The organism is Actinoalloteichus caeruleus DSM 43889 (genome assembly GCF_000429185.2).
Classification (GTDB): domain Bacteria; phylum Actinomycetota; class Actinomycetes; order Mycobacteriales; family Pseudonocardiaceae; genus Actinoalloteichus_B; species Actinoalloteichus_B caeruleus.
This window is the reverse complement of sequence record NZ_AUBJ02000001.1, coordinates 1,656,352-1,670,874: the sequence shown is the minus strand read 5'-3', so window position 1 is coordinate 1,670,874 and position 14,523 is coordinate 1,656,352. Positions and strand designations below refer to the sequence as shown.

The following is a 14,523-nucleotide window of genomic DNA, read 5'->3' as shown; positions in this document are numbered from 1 at the left end:
CGCGCTGGCCTCACTCGACGGCGAGTGAGGCCAGCAACGCGGCCAGCCCCGACGGCGCCCGCCCGACCACCCGACCACTGGTGATCACGGTCGCGGCCGAGTCGTAGCGGACGCGGAAACCCCCGGCGTCCAGCCGTCGCCAGAGGCCGTGGTCCTCGCCGTGCGCCACCGCGCCGAACCCACCGACCGCCTCGAAGGCGTCCGCCCGCACCCCGAGGTTCGCGCCGTACACGTTGCCGTGGCCCTCCGGTCGACGGGCCCGCTCCAGCACGTCCCGGTAGCGGATGCGCGCCAGCCGCGACGTCGGGGGACTGGACAGCCGGGCCGCGCCAGCCACCGCGTGCGCGCCCTCCGCGCACCGGGCCAGGTGTTCCGAGGCCCACCTCGGGGTGACGACGGTGTCGGCGTCCGTGTGCAGCAGGAGCGTGCGCTCGGCCGGGTGCGCCGACAACAGGGTCCGCACCCTGTCCACCCCCAGGTCGCGAACCTCCCCGATCGTCAGCTCCGCGTCGTTGCCGAGCACGACCACCCGGCGGTGGCCGGCCAGGGCGTGGCGAGCCACCACCTCGGTGGGGTCGGCGCACCGGTCGGCCACCACGCACACCGCCCACTCCACACCCGGCGGGAGCGCTCGCACCGACCGCAGCACCGACCGCAGGCACGCCCCGACGAGCTCCGCCTCGTCCCTGGCCGGAACGACGACCCCGACCGCGCCGATCACCGCCGCTCCAGCACGTGCGTCACGAACTCCTCGTCCTCGTGCGCCACCAGGCACCGGAGTTCGGGGCGGGACACCAGGCGCCGGTGGGCGTCCCACCCGCTCCTCGGGGCCTCGGGCGCCCACGGCAACCAGTGCGCGGCGAGGAGGTGCCCGCCGGGGCGCAGGACGGTGACGGCCCCGTCCAGGGTGGCCGTCAGGTCCTGGTCGTCGAGGTAGTAGAGGATCTCGCTGAGCACCACCAGGTCCACCGGGCCGGCGGGCAGGCCCGCCGGCAGCCTGCCGTCCCGGACCCGCACCCCCGGCAGGTCGGAGGTGGCGCGGCGGGCGGCGCGGACGGCCGCCGGAACGGCGTCGAAGGCGTCCACCCGGTCGCACCGCCCCGCCAGGGCGCGGGTCAGGTGGCCGGGTCCGCAGGCGGGTTCCACCGCGTGCCCGTAACGCTCGCGCGGCAACGCCGAGAGGAGCACCGCCCGGCGCCGTCGTTCGTACCAGCCGTTCCCGTCCCACGGGTCGGCCCGGCGCTCGTACAGCTCGACGAAACGGCCCTGGGGAGCCGTGTTGCCCCGGGGTTCGCGGAAGAGCACCTCACCGTCGCGGTCGAGGTGGCTGAGCATGTCCTCGTCCAGGATCGGGTCCTCGCCGCGCGGCCCTGGTTTGAGCTGGGACGTGAACTCGGCGATGGCGGCGCCCCTGGCGGCGCGGTCATCCGAGGACAACGGGTGGAGCAGCGCCCGGTCCCACGGGATCGACCGGTCCTCGGGTGCGCGCCAGTGCCACAACCAGATCGGGTAGGACCACCGGTGGGCCCCCACCGGCGCGGCGGCCGCCGCCGCCCGCCCCGCGGCCCGGTGGTCCGGGTGCGGGTCGTCGGGCCAGGGGAACAGGCAGAGGTCGCTGTCGGCCATCAGCTCCCGCAACACCGAGACCAGGGCGTCCTCGTGCTCGGCGAGCCCGCTGTCCGGCAGCCCCAACCACACCGGGTCGACCCCGTCCAGGCCCATCCGGTCCAGGGCGGCCCGCAGCTCCCGGCGGCGGATCCCGGCCAGCTCCGCCCGTTCGTCGGCTGGGGAGTCGGGGAACGCGGCCTCGCCGTCCGTGGCCACGACCAGCACCACCTCGGTGCCCTGCCGGTGCAGGTGGCGGACGACGCCGCCCGCGCCCAGCGTCTCGTCGTCCGGGTGCGCGGCCACCACCGTGGCCCTCCTGGGCGCGGGAAGCCGGCGTCGGGGAACACCGGCCAGCGCGGGACGCCAGCACGCCTCCACCGTGTGGTCGCCGGTCATCGGGCACCCCCGTCGACGACGTGCCGTCCGAGGGAGGCGAGGTCCCGTTCGCCGTGGTGCTGCCGGACGTAGACCTGGAGATCGGCCAGCCGCCTCGGCAGGTCGCGGTCCCGGGTCAGCCCCACCGGGCCCACGACCCGGGGGGCGCGATCGAGTACGTCCCTGGCCGTCGACTCGGCCGCCGCCCTGGCGAGATCCACCACGAGCGCGGTCCCCGCGTCCCCGGAGCCCCCGGCCCGGCCGTCGTCGAGCTCCCCGGCCGTGCGGACCAGCAACGCGTCGGTGGCCGCGATGGCGGTGCGCAGCGCGCCCAGGTGGGCGGCCTGGTGGTCGTCGACGTGACCACGATCCCGGAGGAACTCGACCACGCGATCCACCACCCCCACCGCGCCGCCCAGCCACACCGCCGCGACGCCGGCCCCACCCAGCGCGAAGCCACGCCGACGCACGTACCAACCCCGGCCGCCGACGGTCCGCTCGACGGGGACGCCGTCGAGGACCACGTCCCCGCTGTCGGAGACGTCCATGCCCACCGCCCGCCACGTCTCGGGGTGGGCGTGGACCCCCTCGTGCCCGAGGTCCACCTCGACGAGCCGCTCGTCGGCGACGACCAGGGCGCGGTCGAGCGCGCTGCTCCCCGAGCAGAAGCGGACCAGCCCGGAGGCACGGCCGTCGACCAGCTCCGCGCCCGTGCCGCCCGAGCGGGAGGCCCACACGCCGTAGAGGGCGTTCGGCTCGGGCACCGCACCGGCCTCCGCGAGGATGGCGGTGGCGTCGGTGTGGCCCTCGGCGAGACGGGCCAACACCAGGTCACGCCTGCCCAGCTCGCACAGGGCCGACCACCGGGCGGCGGTGTCCCCCTCCCCGGGGAGGGGCAGGTCAAGCGTCCCGGCGGTGACCAGGGACCGCAGCTCCTCGGCCACCGTCATGACGGTGCGGGGCTCGGCGAGACCCTTCGGTGGTAATTCGGCGACAAGGCTCCTCGGTGGCGGGTTCTCCTGGTGCATGGGAGCGGCATACCCGGTCGCCTGGTGAACTACCCGTCACCCTCCCCGTCGTGTGACACGCCACCCGACGTGGGGCAGGGTCGGCAGGCCGCCCGGAGAGGGATGACGAGGTCCGCCAGTGGCCCCCCGGTTGGTCACCGGCGTCGGCCAGCCGGGGGGCACTGGCCCGGAACATGACCGTTCCACCGCGGGTGCCGGCACTTCACCCCATCAGGTGGTTGATCTTGGCGGAGCCGGGTGAAGGCCGCGCTGTCTGGTAGTTCTTCCGGTGCCACTCGGCGGGCTTGGCTCGCACACAGCCTGGAAGGACGTTCCGGATGACCATCCCCACCGAACCGATCGGGAGCATCCCCCGGACCCCGGAACTGCTCGCCGCGATGAGCGCGAGCGACGCCGGCGCGCTGGCAGCCGCCCAGGACGCCGCCGTCCGCGACACCATCGCCCGGCTGGAGGAAATCGGCTCCCCGGTCGTCACCGACGGCGAACAGGCCAAGCCCAGCTTCGCCACCTACCCGGTCGCCGGGCTGCCGGACCTGTCGCCGGAGGGAGTGGTGATCCCGTTCGCGGACGGCCACACCCGGCAGCTGCCCCAGCTGACCGCCGGGCCGTTCCGCTACGCCAACCACGCGGCCGACTACCTGCGCGCCGCCCGGAAGCACACGAACTCGCCGGTCAAACAGGCCGTCATCGCGCCGTCCGCGCTGAGCCTGCTGTACCCCGCCGGCGGAATCGACGGCTACCCCCGGGAAGCGTTCCTGGAGGACCTGGTGAACGAGGCGGAGGCCGACATCCGGGCCTGCCTGGACGCCGGCGCGCACGTCGTCCAACTGGACTTCACCGAAGCACGGCTGTCTCTCAAGCTGGACCCCTCCGGTGGCCTGCTGGACAGCCTCATCGCGGTCAACGACCAGGTGCTGGAGCGCCTCTCCGAGGACGAGCGGGCCCGCGTCGGGCTGCACACCTCCCCCGGAGCGGACCAGGGCTCCACCCACAGCCTCGACGTCGACTACGCCGAGCTGCTGCCCAAGTTCCTCCGGTCGCGGGCGGGCACCTTCTACCTCCAGCTGGCCAGCGAGCCCGACCCGGACCGGGTGCTGGGTGTCGTCGCCGACCACCTGCCGCAAGGAGCCCGCGTCCTCGTCGGCGTGATCGACCCGCTCGACCCGGCCGTCGAGACGCCGGAGCAGGTCCGCGACCGGGTCCTCACCGCCGCCAGGTACCTGCCGGTCGACCGGCTCGGCACCTGCGACGACAGCGGCTTCGCCCCCTTCGCCGACGACACCTCCACCTCCCGGGACACCGCCTTCGCGAAGATCCGCGCCCGGATCGAGGGCACCGCCCTGGCCGCCGAACAACTCGGCCTGTGAGGACACCGGGGCGGGGCCGCTCGGCTCCGCCCCCGGAACGGCACGGAGACGAGGACCTTCCCACCGCAAGTCCGCGTGCCCCCACGACCCCGACGTCGACCGCGAGCCAGCGCCCGCCTTCCGACGACTCACGCCAGCTGTGACTCGTGCCAGGTCCCGGTGAACGCGACGAGATCGCGCCGCTGTCGGGGTGAGGAGCCGGCCCCAACCGGCTCACGAACCAGGCCGAGGACGCGGTGGGGTACCGGCTGGTCGAGTCGCTCGGCCGGTGGTTCGGCGTTTCGGCTCGCGGACGGTCCACCCCCGCTCCGCCCGCCGGGATGCCCCCGAACTGGGCGAGCGGCCAGGGCGGCAGCACCGCCGGCCGCGCCTCCGCCCTGCCACCCTCCCTGTCGGACCAGCGGGTCGAATCCCGCTCCGCCGACGCGGGAACGGCCCAGAACGGGCGCCCCTCCGACCCGCCCGCGCGAGGAACGCGCGGCGAGCGGATCGTGGCCCCGTCAGAGGACCTCCAACGGCACCGGCCGGTCGGGAGCCGGGAACCTGGCGTCGAGCTCGGCAAGGTCCTGCCGGGTCAACCGGATGTCCAGGGCACCCCGGTTCGCCGACACGTGCTCCAAGGCGGCCGCCTTCGCCACCGCCAGCAGCTCGCCGCCCCGCAGCACCCAGGCCAGGGCCACCTGTGCCGGCAGGACACCGTGCCGCCCGGCGACCCCGGTGAGCACCGGGTCCTCCAACAGCCGGCCCTGCTCGATGGGGGAGTAGGCCATCACCCGGAGGCCCCGTTCGCGACACCAGGGGAGGAGGTCAAGCTCGATCCCCCGCCGCGTCAGGTTGTACAGGACCTGGTTCACCGCGCACTCCGGCCCGCCGTCGACGAGCCACAACTCCTCCAGGTCGGAGACATCGAGGTTGCTGACCCCGAACGCCCCGATGAGACCCCGGTCCCGCAGGCGGAGGAACGCGTCCACGGTCTCCGCCAGGGGAGTCGCCCCCCGCCAGTGCAGCAGGTAGAGATCGATGTGGTCGGTGCCCAGCCGACGCAGGCTCCGCTCGCACGCCTGGACCGTTCCCCGGCGGTCGGCGTGGTGGGGGAGCACCTTGTCGACCAGGAACACCTCGTCCCGGCGGCCCGCCACCGCCTCCCCGACCACGGACTCCGCGCCGCCGTCGGCGTACATCTCGGCCGTGTCGATCAGGGTCAACCCCAGGTCCAGACCGTGTCGCAACGCGGCGACCTCGGCCGCGCGTTCCGCGTCCCGCTGGCCCATGCCCCACGTGCCCTGGCCCAACGGCGCGGTCTCCCGCCCGTCCGGCGAGTGCGGCTCCCGTGCCATCCGGCCTCCGATCCTCCGCGCCGTCCCGCCGACACCTCGGCCGGTGCCAGCGGCTGGGCAGGTGACATGCCCGATTCAAGTGCCCACCGCCGCGCCCCGCGCGCGTACGCGGACACCTCCAGCGCGGGTAGGCCTCCTCCCGGCTACCCGCCGGCCGGCCGGATACGCGGGGCGGAGCGGAGCCGACCCGCCCACCCTCAGCGCAGCAGGCCCAGGTGCAGCGCCCGCAACACCGCGCGGGTCCGGTCCCGGGTGCCCAGTTTCAGCAGCACCGACGAGACGTGGTTCTTCACGGTCCCCTCGGCCAGGAACAGCGCCTCGGCGATCTCCCGGTTCGCGTATCCGGAGGCCAGCAGCCGCAGCACCTCCAGCTCGCGTTCGGTGAGGTCCTCGACCCGCGTCACCTCCGAGTCGAACGGCACCTCGCGGGACCGGACCGCCCGCAGCAGGCGGTCGGTGATCGCCGGCTGCACCAGGGTTCCCCCCGAGGCCAGGGTGCGCACCGCGCCCACCAGTTGCTCCAGGGTCACGTCCTTGAGCAGGTACCCCCGGGCACCCGCCCGCAGCGCCCGCAACACCAGCTCGTCGTCGTCGAAGGTGGTCAGGACCAGCACCGGCACGCTGATCCCCGACTCCCGCAGCGCCTCCAAGGTCCAGATGCCGTCCTGCCGGGGCATCCGCAGGTCCAACAGCACCACGTCGGGTGTCGTCTCCTCGATGACGGTCAGGGCTGCCATCCCGTCGTCGGCCTCCGCGACCACCTCGATGTCCTCGGCCAGCGACAACAGACCTCGGATGCCCTGTCGGACCAGGGTCTGGTCATCCACCACGCACACGCGGATCACGCGGCCGGCACCTCCGCCTCGACCCGGAAACCGTTGTCGGACCGGAACCGCGCCCGTCCGCCGAGTTCCTCCACCCGCTCCACCATCCCTCTCAGCCCGTTGCCCAGCACCAGGTCCCCCGACCCCCGCCCGTCGTCCTGCGCGACCAGGCGCACCTCGCCGTTCTCCCCGCTGCTCACCGTGATCCACAGCTCCTTCGCGTCGGCGTGGCGGATGGTGTTGGTGATGATCTCCTGCGCGCAGCGCACCACCGCGGCCGCCCGCGTCTCGTCCAGCCGGACGTCCTCGTCCACCCGGACCGTCACCAGCGGCTGGGGCAGGTCCCGCACGATCCGGTCCAGGGTGTCCCGCAGGTCCGGGGCGCGGCGGCGCAGCTCGCCGACGGTCGCGCGCACGTCGCCGAGCAGTTCTCCCGCCACCTTCCTGGCACGGACGACGTGCTCCAGGGCCGGTGGGGTGCTCTTGTGCGCGGCGACCTCCAGTTCGAGGGTGAGCACCGTCAGCTGGTGGCCGATCAGGTCGTGCAGCTCCCGGGAGATCCGGAGGCGCTCGTCGCCCCGGGTCGTCTCCGCGAGGATCGCGCTGGCCGCCCGCAGCTCGGTGTGGGCGACCGCCAGGCGTTCCCGCGACTCGATGTCCCGTTGGTGCGCGGTGGCGCTCAGCGCGGTCCCCACCTGGAGGAACGCGTAGAGCATCGCCGTGAACAGGACGTTGTGCATCTCCTGGCTGGCCTGGGACGCGGCGACGAGCACCACCAGCGTGTTGAGCACGATGATCGCGAGCGTCACGCGCCAGGGCACGATGTAGCAGCTGATGGCGGCCACGTACACCAGCACGATCTGCGTCCACCCGGCGCCCGGCGCCAACAGCATGAGGGCGCAGCCGAGCACCACGGCACCGGCGAGGGACCACCGGGAACCCCGCGACGCCTCCTCGGACTGCATGGCGGAGGCGACCAGCGAGGTCACGAAGCCGAGGTAGACGAGCCACCACAGCCAGAGGGGACCGACCGTCACCTCCTGCCCGTTGAGCTGCGTCAGCAGCACGGGAAGCCCCGCGGTCAGGCACACCACGAGTCCGAAGATCGCCGACCAGGTGTCGGGGTCCAGCCGTCTCACCCGGCCATCGTAGGAACCCGGCCCAGGCCGCCGCCCCTGCCACAAGTCATGGGTGGTCGTCATGACCTCTGGCACGCGCGGGGGAACCCGCCCGCGCAATAGCGTCAGCGGTATCCCCCGGACGAGGGAATCCACCAGCCGACAGGAGAAGCGTTCTTGCAAGCGATAGAGGTCAACGAACTGCACAAACGATACGGATCCACCGTCGCGGTGCACGACGTCAGCCTGTCCGTGCGGCAGGGGGAGATCTTCGGCATCCTCGGGCGCAACGGAGCCGGCAAGAGCACGACCGTCGAGTGCGTGGCCGGTCTGCTCCGGCCGACCTCGGGAACGGTGCGCGTCCTCGGGCTCGACCCGCACCGCGACCGCGACCGGGTCCGCCAGGTCCTGGGCGTGCAGCTCCAGTCCAGCGACCTCCACAACGCGCTCACCGTGCGGGAACTGGTGCGGCTGTACCGCTCCTTCTACGGCGACGGCGCCGACCCCGACGAGCTCATCGACCGCGTCGGGTTGACGTCGCGGCGCGACCACCGGTTCGAGAACCTCTCCGGGGGGCAACAACAGCGGCTCTCCGTCGCCCTGGCCCTCGTCGGCAACCCGAGGGTGGCCCTGCTCGACGAGCTCACGACCGGTCTCGACCCGCAGGCCCGCCGGGACATCTGGGCGCTGGTGGAGGACCTGCGGTCCGACGGGGTGACCGTCCTGCTCGTCAGCCACCTCATGGAGGAGATCGAGCGGCTGTGCGACCGGATCGCCATCATCGACGCCGGTCGGATCATCGCCCTCGACACCCCGGCCGGCCTGGTCTCCGGCGCCGGACTCGGCCAGCGGGTCCGGTTCCAGGTCAACGGCCCCTTCGACCAGGCGGTCCTCGACAGGCTTCCCGAGGTCACCTCGGTCCGCGTCGAGGGCGGTCAGGTCACCGTGCGAGGTGACGGCGACCTGTTGCAGTCGGTCAGCCGCGCCCTCGTGCACGGCAACATCATCGCCACCGAGACGCGTCTCGAACGGCCGAACCTCGACGACGCCTTCCTCGCCCTCACGGGGCGTGCCCTCAACGACGACGCCACCACGGAGGACTCCCGGTGACCACCCCGACGACACAGCCCGAGATCACGGCGCGCCCGCCCGGGTTCGGCGCCTGGATGGCACTCGTCCTGGCCGAGTCGAAGATGGTCATGCGGGACACCGCGGGCCTGCTCATCCCCATCGGACTGCCCATGCTGCTCCTGGTGATGCACGGCATCAGCATGGACAACCAGGTCCTGCCGGGAACGGACGGCCTGACGGTCATGGAGGTGTTCGTCCTCCCGCTGGTCATCACGATGGTCGTCGCGACCGTCGGCGTGGTGAACATGCCCAGCTTCCTGTCGTACTACCGCCGGTCCGGGGTGCTGCGGCGGCTGGCCGTGACGCCGATGAAGCCGATGATGATCCTGGTCGCCCAGGCCGTGGTCAGCGTCATCCAGAGCGTCATCGGCATCGCCCTGGCACTCACGCTCGCCCTCGCGGCCTTCGGCGGCAACCTGCCCCGTTCCCCGCTGGTCGCGCTCGGCGTCTTCGCCCTGACCATGTTCGCGATGTACGCGGTCGGCATGCTCGTCGCCGCCCTGGCCCCCACGGCCAACTCCTCCGTCGCCATCGGGCTCGTGCTCTTCTTCGCGATGGGAGCCACCGGCGGCATGTTCGGCTCCCGGGAGGCGCTGCCCGACCTGATGGCCACGATCGGCGAGTTCCTCCCCTTCGGCGCGGCGGCCGAGGCCCTCGGCGCCGCCTGGGCGGGGCAGTCGGTGGAAACGACCCACATCCTCAGCCTGCTCGGTGCCACGCTGATCGGTTCCCTCGTCGCCGCGAAGTTCTTCCGCTGGCAGTGACCACCGAACCCCGCCCGCTCCGCCCCAGCTGAGGGAGCCGCCCGCCACCCGAGCGGGGGCTGGGGGAGGAGGACCCGACCACGACCGTCCACCAGATTCGGGGCGGCGTGGTCGGGTTCTCTCTACCAGCAAGTGGAGTGCGTACTCCAGTGAGTTCCCGGCCCCGTGCTGATTGACTCGATCTCGCGAACAGCGTGGTGCTACGCGGGAGGTCAGATGGAGCCGGAGGTCACGGAGGATGTCCCCCTGTGGGGGTCGAGACTCCGGAAGGTGTACGGGAAGGGCGAGAACAGGGTGCCCGCGCTCCGCGGCGTCACCGTCAGCTTCCCCCGGGCGTCCTTCACGGCCGTGATGGGGCCGTCCGGTTCGGGCAAGAGCACCCTGCTGCGCTGCCTCGCCGGCCTGGAACGGCCAACCGAGGGCGAGGTCGTCCTCGCGGGCACCACCATCAGCGTGCTCGGGGAACCCGACATCACCCGCCTGCGGAGGGACCGGGTCGGCTTCGTCTTCCAGTCCTACAACCTGCTGCCCGCGCTGACCGTCCGCCAGAACGTCGAACTCCCGATGCGACTGGCCGGCCGCCGCCCGCTGCGGGCCGACGTGGAACTCGTCCTCGACCAGGTGGGCCTCGCCGACCGGGCCACCGCGCGCCCGGCGCAGCTCTCCGGGGGCCAGCAGCAGCGGGTCGCGGTGGCCCGGGCGCTGGTGTCCGAACCGTCCGTGCTCTTCGCCGACGAACCGACCGGAGCGCTCGACACCAACTCCAGCCGGGACGTGATGGCGTTGCTCAGGGACGCGGCGGACCGGCACTCGCGGACGGTGGTCATGGTCACCCACGACCCCGTGTCCGCCGCGTGGGCGGACCGCGTGGTCTTCCTCTCCGACGGGGAGGTCCACGGCGAACTGGTCGCCCCCTCGGCCGCCGCCGTCGCCGAACAGATGACGACGTTGGGCGGGTGACATGCTGAGGGTCGCGCTGCACACGCTCTGGGCCAGGCGAGGACTGCTCGTCGGGTCCTTCGTCGCGCTCTGCCTGGGAGTCGCCCTGTTGGCCTCGACCGGCCAGCTGCTCTCCGCCTCCACCAGCGGTTCCGGGCTCGGTGGGATCGGTCGTTACGATGCCGCCGCCGTGGTCGTCCGCGCCGACCAGGAGGTGCCGGTCCAGGTCGGCGATCGCACCGTGCACCCCACGGCACGGGAGGAACGGGGCGTTGACCCGGAGGTCGCGGACCGGCTCCGCACCACCCCCGGGGTCACCGACGTCGTCGCCGACGGCTCCTTCGCGCTCGGCCTGATCTCCGAGGACGACGCGGACACCCCCTTCCGGGACCTGGTCGGCGCACCCTGGTCCAACGCTCCTCTGACCCCCTTCACCGTGGTGGAGGGAGAGGAACCGGTGGCACCCGCGCAGGCCGTGGTGAGCCGGTCGTTGGCCGACGCCGACGGCATCACCGTCGGGTCCACGCTCCGGATCTCCGCCCCCACCGGCCGCCAGGACGTCGAGGTGGTCGGCGTGGCCGAACCACCCGGTGGCACCGGGATACCCGGGGAGGCCACGGTCCTCCTCGACGACGCCACCGCCGCGTCGCTCGTCCCCGACGGACAGCTCCCCGTGGCCCTCGGGGTGTTCTCGGAGGAGGACCCCGCCCGGCTCGCCGAGACGATCCGCCAGGAGTTCGCCGACGAGGGGCTCCGCGTGCTGCACGGGCCGGCCAAGGGCGGCGTCGCCCAGGACGAGATCTACCAGCAGGGCACCCAGGACATCACCGCGCTGCTGGCGATGATGGCCGTCATCGCGCTGTTCGTGTCCACCTTCGTGGTGGCCGGGACCTTCGGGTTCGCGGTGTCCCAACGCACCGGGGAGCTCTCCCTGCTAAGAGCGTTGGGGGCCACCGCCCGGCAGCTCCGGGTGATGCTCGTCGGGGAGGCGCTGATCCTCGGCGTGCTGGCCTCCGCCGTCGGGGTGTTCCTCGGAGCGGCGGCCGCCGGCCAGGTCGCCGCGCTGCTCGTCGACGCCGGGGCCGCCCCGCCGGGGTTCCACGCGCCCACAGCACCCGGTCCGCTGGCCCTCGCGTTCGTCCTCGGGCTCCTCGTCGCGTTGGCCGGTGTCGTCGGGGCGTCCCGGCGGGGCAGTGGCATCTCGCCCACCGAACCTCCGAGACTCGGCCAGCTCGACGACAGCCGCATGACCCGCGGCCGTTGGATCACCACCGGGGTGTGCGCGGCACTGAGCGCGCTGATCGCGTCGACGATGCCCACCGCGGCCGCCGACGGGGTGGTGGTCTTCTCCTTCCTGCTGGCGGTGTTCCTCGTCCTGACCCTGGTCAGCCTCGCACCGCTGTTCGTGCCCGCCCTCGCGGCGATCGTCGTGACCCCCTTCGCCTCGCTCAGCAGGTCCAGCGGATTCCTGGCGTCGCGCAACCTGCGCACCGGGATGCGCCGCACGGCCTCGACCACGGCACCGGTGATCGTCACCGTCGCACTGGCCGGAACGGTTTTCGGGGCCACCAGCATCACCAGCGCCACCACCGCCCGGGACAGCGAACGCAACCTCGCCGCCGACGTGATCGTCCACTCGACCACCGCGACGGGCCTGCCACCGGAAGCCGCCGAGGTGGCCCGCGCCGCGCCCGAGGTCGTCGGGCTCGCCTCGGTGACCCGCACCCGGGGCTGGGTGCCCACCGCCACCTACGCCCGGGCGACCACCATCGGCGGCGTCGACCCCACGGCGGTGCGGCACACCTACCGGCTCGACGTCACCGAGGGGGACCCGGCGACCCTTGACGGGGAGAGCGTCGTCGTCTCCCAACCAGTCCTCGACGACACCGGGTGGGAACACGGGCAGGTCGTCCCGGTGCACTTCGGTGACGGCCGGGTGCGGGAACTGCGGATCGCCGCCGTGCTGCGGAACTCGGTCGACCTCCCCGAGATCCTGGTCACCCCCGAGCTGGTCGCCCAGCACTCCCGCGACCCGATGACCGCCGAGCTGTACCTCACCCTCGACCGCACCCCGGCCGACGACGACCCCCTGACCGAGCTGAACGACGCCCTCGCCCCCGTCGGAGCCGTCGCCACGCCGGGCGCGCGCTGGTTGTGGGAACGGGAAGTGGACAACGCCCAGGAGAGCCGGGTGTTCGCGTTCGTCCTCATCGGAATGGCCGTGCTCTACACCAGCATCGCCATCGCCAACACGCTGCTGATGTCGGCCGGCGGGCGGATCCCGGAACTCGCCCTGCTGCGCGACTCGGGGGCCACCCGCGCCCAGCTGGTCCGCATGATGAGCTGGGAGGCCGTCGGGGTGGTCCTCACCGGAGCGCTGCTGGGAGTGCTCGCGGCGGCGGTCAGCTGGACCGGCGTGTACCTCGCCCTGGCCAGGACGGTCGACGCCGCGCACCTCGCGATCCCGTGGGGCGACCTGGGCGTGGTGGCGGGGGCCTGCCTGCTGGTGGCGCTGCCGGCGAGCCTGCTGCCGGTCGCGTTGCTCGGACGTGGACGAGCGGGGGCGGGACCGTGAACGCGAGGCCCACCGAGGTACCGGCGGAGGCGGACGTGGAACCGGGCACCCCGGGGGGTGCCGGCGGTGGCCAGGGCACCGGGGAGGCGTCAGCCCACCCGGGGCGTCGCGCCTCCCGGCGTCCCGCCAGCCTCGCCGCCGCGCTGACCGGTAACCCGCTGCGCTTCCTGTTCTCCTGGTGGCCGCTGCGCTCACTGGCCTACCTCGCCGTCGGAGCGGCCTGCGGGCCCGTTCTGCTGGTGCTGTTCGCGGTGTCGCTGTTCTTCGGCCTGCTCCTCGCTCCCGTCGCGGTCGGCGTGCCCCTGCTGGTCGGGGGAATGCTGCTGGGCATCCCGATGGCGGTGGTGGAGCGGTACCGGCTCCGACTGGTGGAGGACTCCCACTCCCTGCCCCTGCGGACGGCGCACCGCCCCCCGGCGGAGTCGGGACTCCGGCCGTGGCTGACCTGCCGGCTGCGGGAACGAGCGACGTGGCGGGAGCTCGCCTACGCCCTCGTCGTCGCCTTCCCGCTCGCCGTCGTCAACGCGGTGGGGCTCATCCTGCTCGCTGGCGGGTTCGGCCTGACCGTCCTGCTCGTCGTCCTCGGCGTCGACGACCCCGCCTCCGGGGCGCTGGGCTGGGCCGCGCTGGGCCTCGTGCTGACCCCGGTGTCGCTGTACCTGGCCTCGGCGATCGCCCTCGGGCAGGCGGCCCTGACCCGACTGCTGCTGTCCCCCACCGAGGAGGAACTGGGGGCCAGGGTCCGGGAGCTGCGCACCTCGCGGATGCGACTGGCGGACGCGTTCGAGGCCGAACGCAGGCGCATCGAGCGGGACCTCCACGACGGCGCGCAGGAACGCCTGGTCGCGTTGATGATGAGCCTGGGCATGGCCAGGCTGGAGATGGCCAGGACCGGGGACGAGCGCGGCGTCCGCCTCGTCGACGAGGCCCACGACCAGGCCAGGGCGGCGCTCACCGAACTGCGTGAACTGGTCCGGGGAATCCACCCCAGGGTGCTCACCGATCTCGGCCTCGGGGCCGCGGTCGAGGACCTCGCGCAACGGTGCCCGGTCCCGGTCACCGTCGATGTCGAACTGGGACGTCGGCTGCCGCCCTCGATCGAGGCGACCGCCTACTTCGTGGTGCGGGAGGCCCTCACCAACGTCGTCAAGCACAGCCGGGCGGAGCGGGCTGAGGTGACCGGTCGGCTGCACCGGGGAACGCTCACCGTCACCGTCACCGACGACGGGGTGGGAGGAGCGTCCGCGACCCGACTGGGAACCGGGCTCGTGGGGCTCCAGGACCGGGTCGCGGTCGTCGACGGTCGGCTGGAGGTCACCAGCCCGACCGGGGGACCGACCACCCTCACGGTCACCATCCCCTGCCCGCCGCCCCGCACCGGCGACGCCGCCGGTGCGAGCTGACCACCACCCGGGCTCGGTGCCGTGACCCGGAACCGGGCAGCGCGGTGCCCCTCC

General features: G+C 73.3%; 12 protein-coding genes. 6 read left to right on the top strand and 6 right to left on the bottom strand.

What is annotated here, in order from left to right; genetic code table 11:
- Positions 1 to 10: 10 nt before the first annotated feature.
- From G443_RS05735 to G443_RS05725, 3 genes are read right to left on the bottom strand one after another with little or no spacing between them, the layout of a single operon-like run.
- Positions 11 to 721, bottom strand: a complete 711-nt coding sequence (locus G443_RS05735; RefSeq protein WP_035292873.1) for a glycosyltransferase family 2 protein — start codon at positions 719 to 721, stop codon at positions 11 to 13.
- A complete protein-coding gene (locus tag G443_RS05730) occupies positions 718 to 2,004 on the bottom strand; it encodes a bifunctional PIG-L family deacetylase/class I SAM-dependent methyltransferase (RefSeq protein WP_026420177.1) in 1,287 nt (428 codons plus the stop codon). Before G443_RS05730 ends, G443_RS05735 begins: the two co-directional genes overlap by 4 nt.
- Positions 2,001 to 3,011, bottom strand: a complete 1,011-nt coding sequence (locus G443_RS05725; protein ID WP_245588927.1) for an acyl-CoA dehydrogenase family protein — start codon at positions 3,009 to 3,011, stop codon at positions 2,001 to 2,003. The genes G443_RS05730 and G443_RS05725 overlap by 4 nt, the downstream gene beginning before the upstream one ends.
- A 317-nt stretch (positions 3,012 to 3,328) precedes the next feature.
- Between G443_RS05725 and G443_RS05720 the strand changes: the two genes are divergently transcribed.
- The gene (locus G443_RS05720) at positions 3,329 to 4,378 is read left to right on the top strand and encodes a uroporphyrinogen decarboxylase/cobalamine-independent methonine synthase family protein (protein ID WP_026420179.1); all 1,050 of its coding nucleotides are present in this window, start codon (positions 3,329 to 3,331) and stop codon (positions 4,376 to 4,378) included.
- A 500-nt stretch (positions 4,379 to 4,878) separates the two neighbouring features.
- Here G443_RS05720 and G443_RS05715 read toward each other — a convergent pair whose 3' ends face one another.
- The 3 genes from G443_RS05715 to G443_RS05705 form a co-directional block, all read right to left on the bottom strand.
- The gene (locus G443_RS05715; protein WP_026420180.1) at positions 4,879 to 5,715 is read right to left on the bottom strand and encodes an aldo/keto reductase; all 837 of its coding nucleotides are present in this window, start codon (positions 5,713 to 5,715) and stop codon (positions 4,879 to 4,881) included.
- Between the two features lie 197 nt (positions 5,716 to 5,912).
- Positions 5,913 to 6,560: a response regulator gene (locus G443_RS05710; protein ID WP_026420181.1), complete on the bottom strand. Its 648-nt coding sequence runs from the start codon at positions 6,558 to 6,560 to the stop codon at positions 5,913 to 5,915.
- Positions 6,557 to 7,678 carry a histidine kinase gene (locus G443_RS05705; RefSeq protein WP_026420182.1) on the bottom strand — a complete coding sequence of 374 codons (1,122 nt, stop codon included), beginning with the start codon at positions 7,676 to 7,678 and terminating at the stop codon, positions 6,557 to 6,559. Before G443_RS05705 ends, G443_RS05710 begins: the two co-directional genes overlap by 4 nt.
- Before the next feature lie 156 nt (positions 7,679 to 7,834).
- On the opposite strand from G443_RS05705, the gene G443_RS05700 reads away from it, so the two are divergent.
- The 5 genes from G443_RS05700 (at position 7,835) to G443_RS05680 (ending at position 14,469) form a co-directional block, all read left to right on the top strand.
- Entirely contained in the window at positions 7,835 to 8,767 is a 933-nt protein-coding gene (locus tag G443_RS05700) for an ABC transporter ATP-binding protein (RefSeq protein ID WP_026065685.1), read from the top strand.
- On the top strand, positions 8,764 to 9,552 hold the full coding sequence (locus tag G443_RS05695) for an ABC transporter permease (RefSeq protein WP_016697019.1): 789 nt from the start codon (positions 8,764 to 8,766) through the stop codon (positions 9,550 to 9,552). The genes G443_RS05700 and G443_RS05695 overlap by 4 nt, the downstream gene beginning before the upstream one ends.
- Before the next feature lie 216 nt (positions 9,553 to 9,768).
- Positions 9,769 to 10,512, top strand: a complete 744-nt coding sequence (locus tag G443_RS05690) for an ABC transporter ATP-binding protein (RefSeq protein ID WP_030107101.1) — start codon at positions 9,769 to 9,771, stop codon at positions 10,510 to 10,512.
- A gap of 1 nt (position 10,513) precedes the next feature.
- Entirely contained in the window at positions 10,514 to 13,066 is a 2,553-nt protein-coding gene (locus G443_RS05685) for an FtsX-like permease family protein (protein ID WP_035292876.1), read from the top strand.
- The gene (locus tag G443_RS05680; protein WP_245588928.1) at positions 13,063 to 14,469 is read left to right on the top strand and encodes a sensor histidine kinase; all 1,407 of its coding nucleotides are present in this window, start codon (positions 13,063 to 13,065) and stop codon (positions 14,467 to 14,469) included. The genes G443_RS05685 and G443_RS05680 overlap by 4 nt, the downstream gene beginning before the upstream one ends.
- The last annotated feature ends 54 nt before the right edge of the window (positions 14,470 to 14,523 follow it).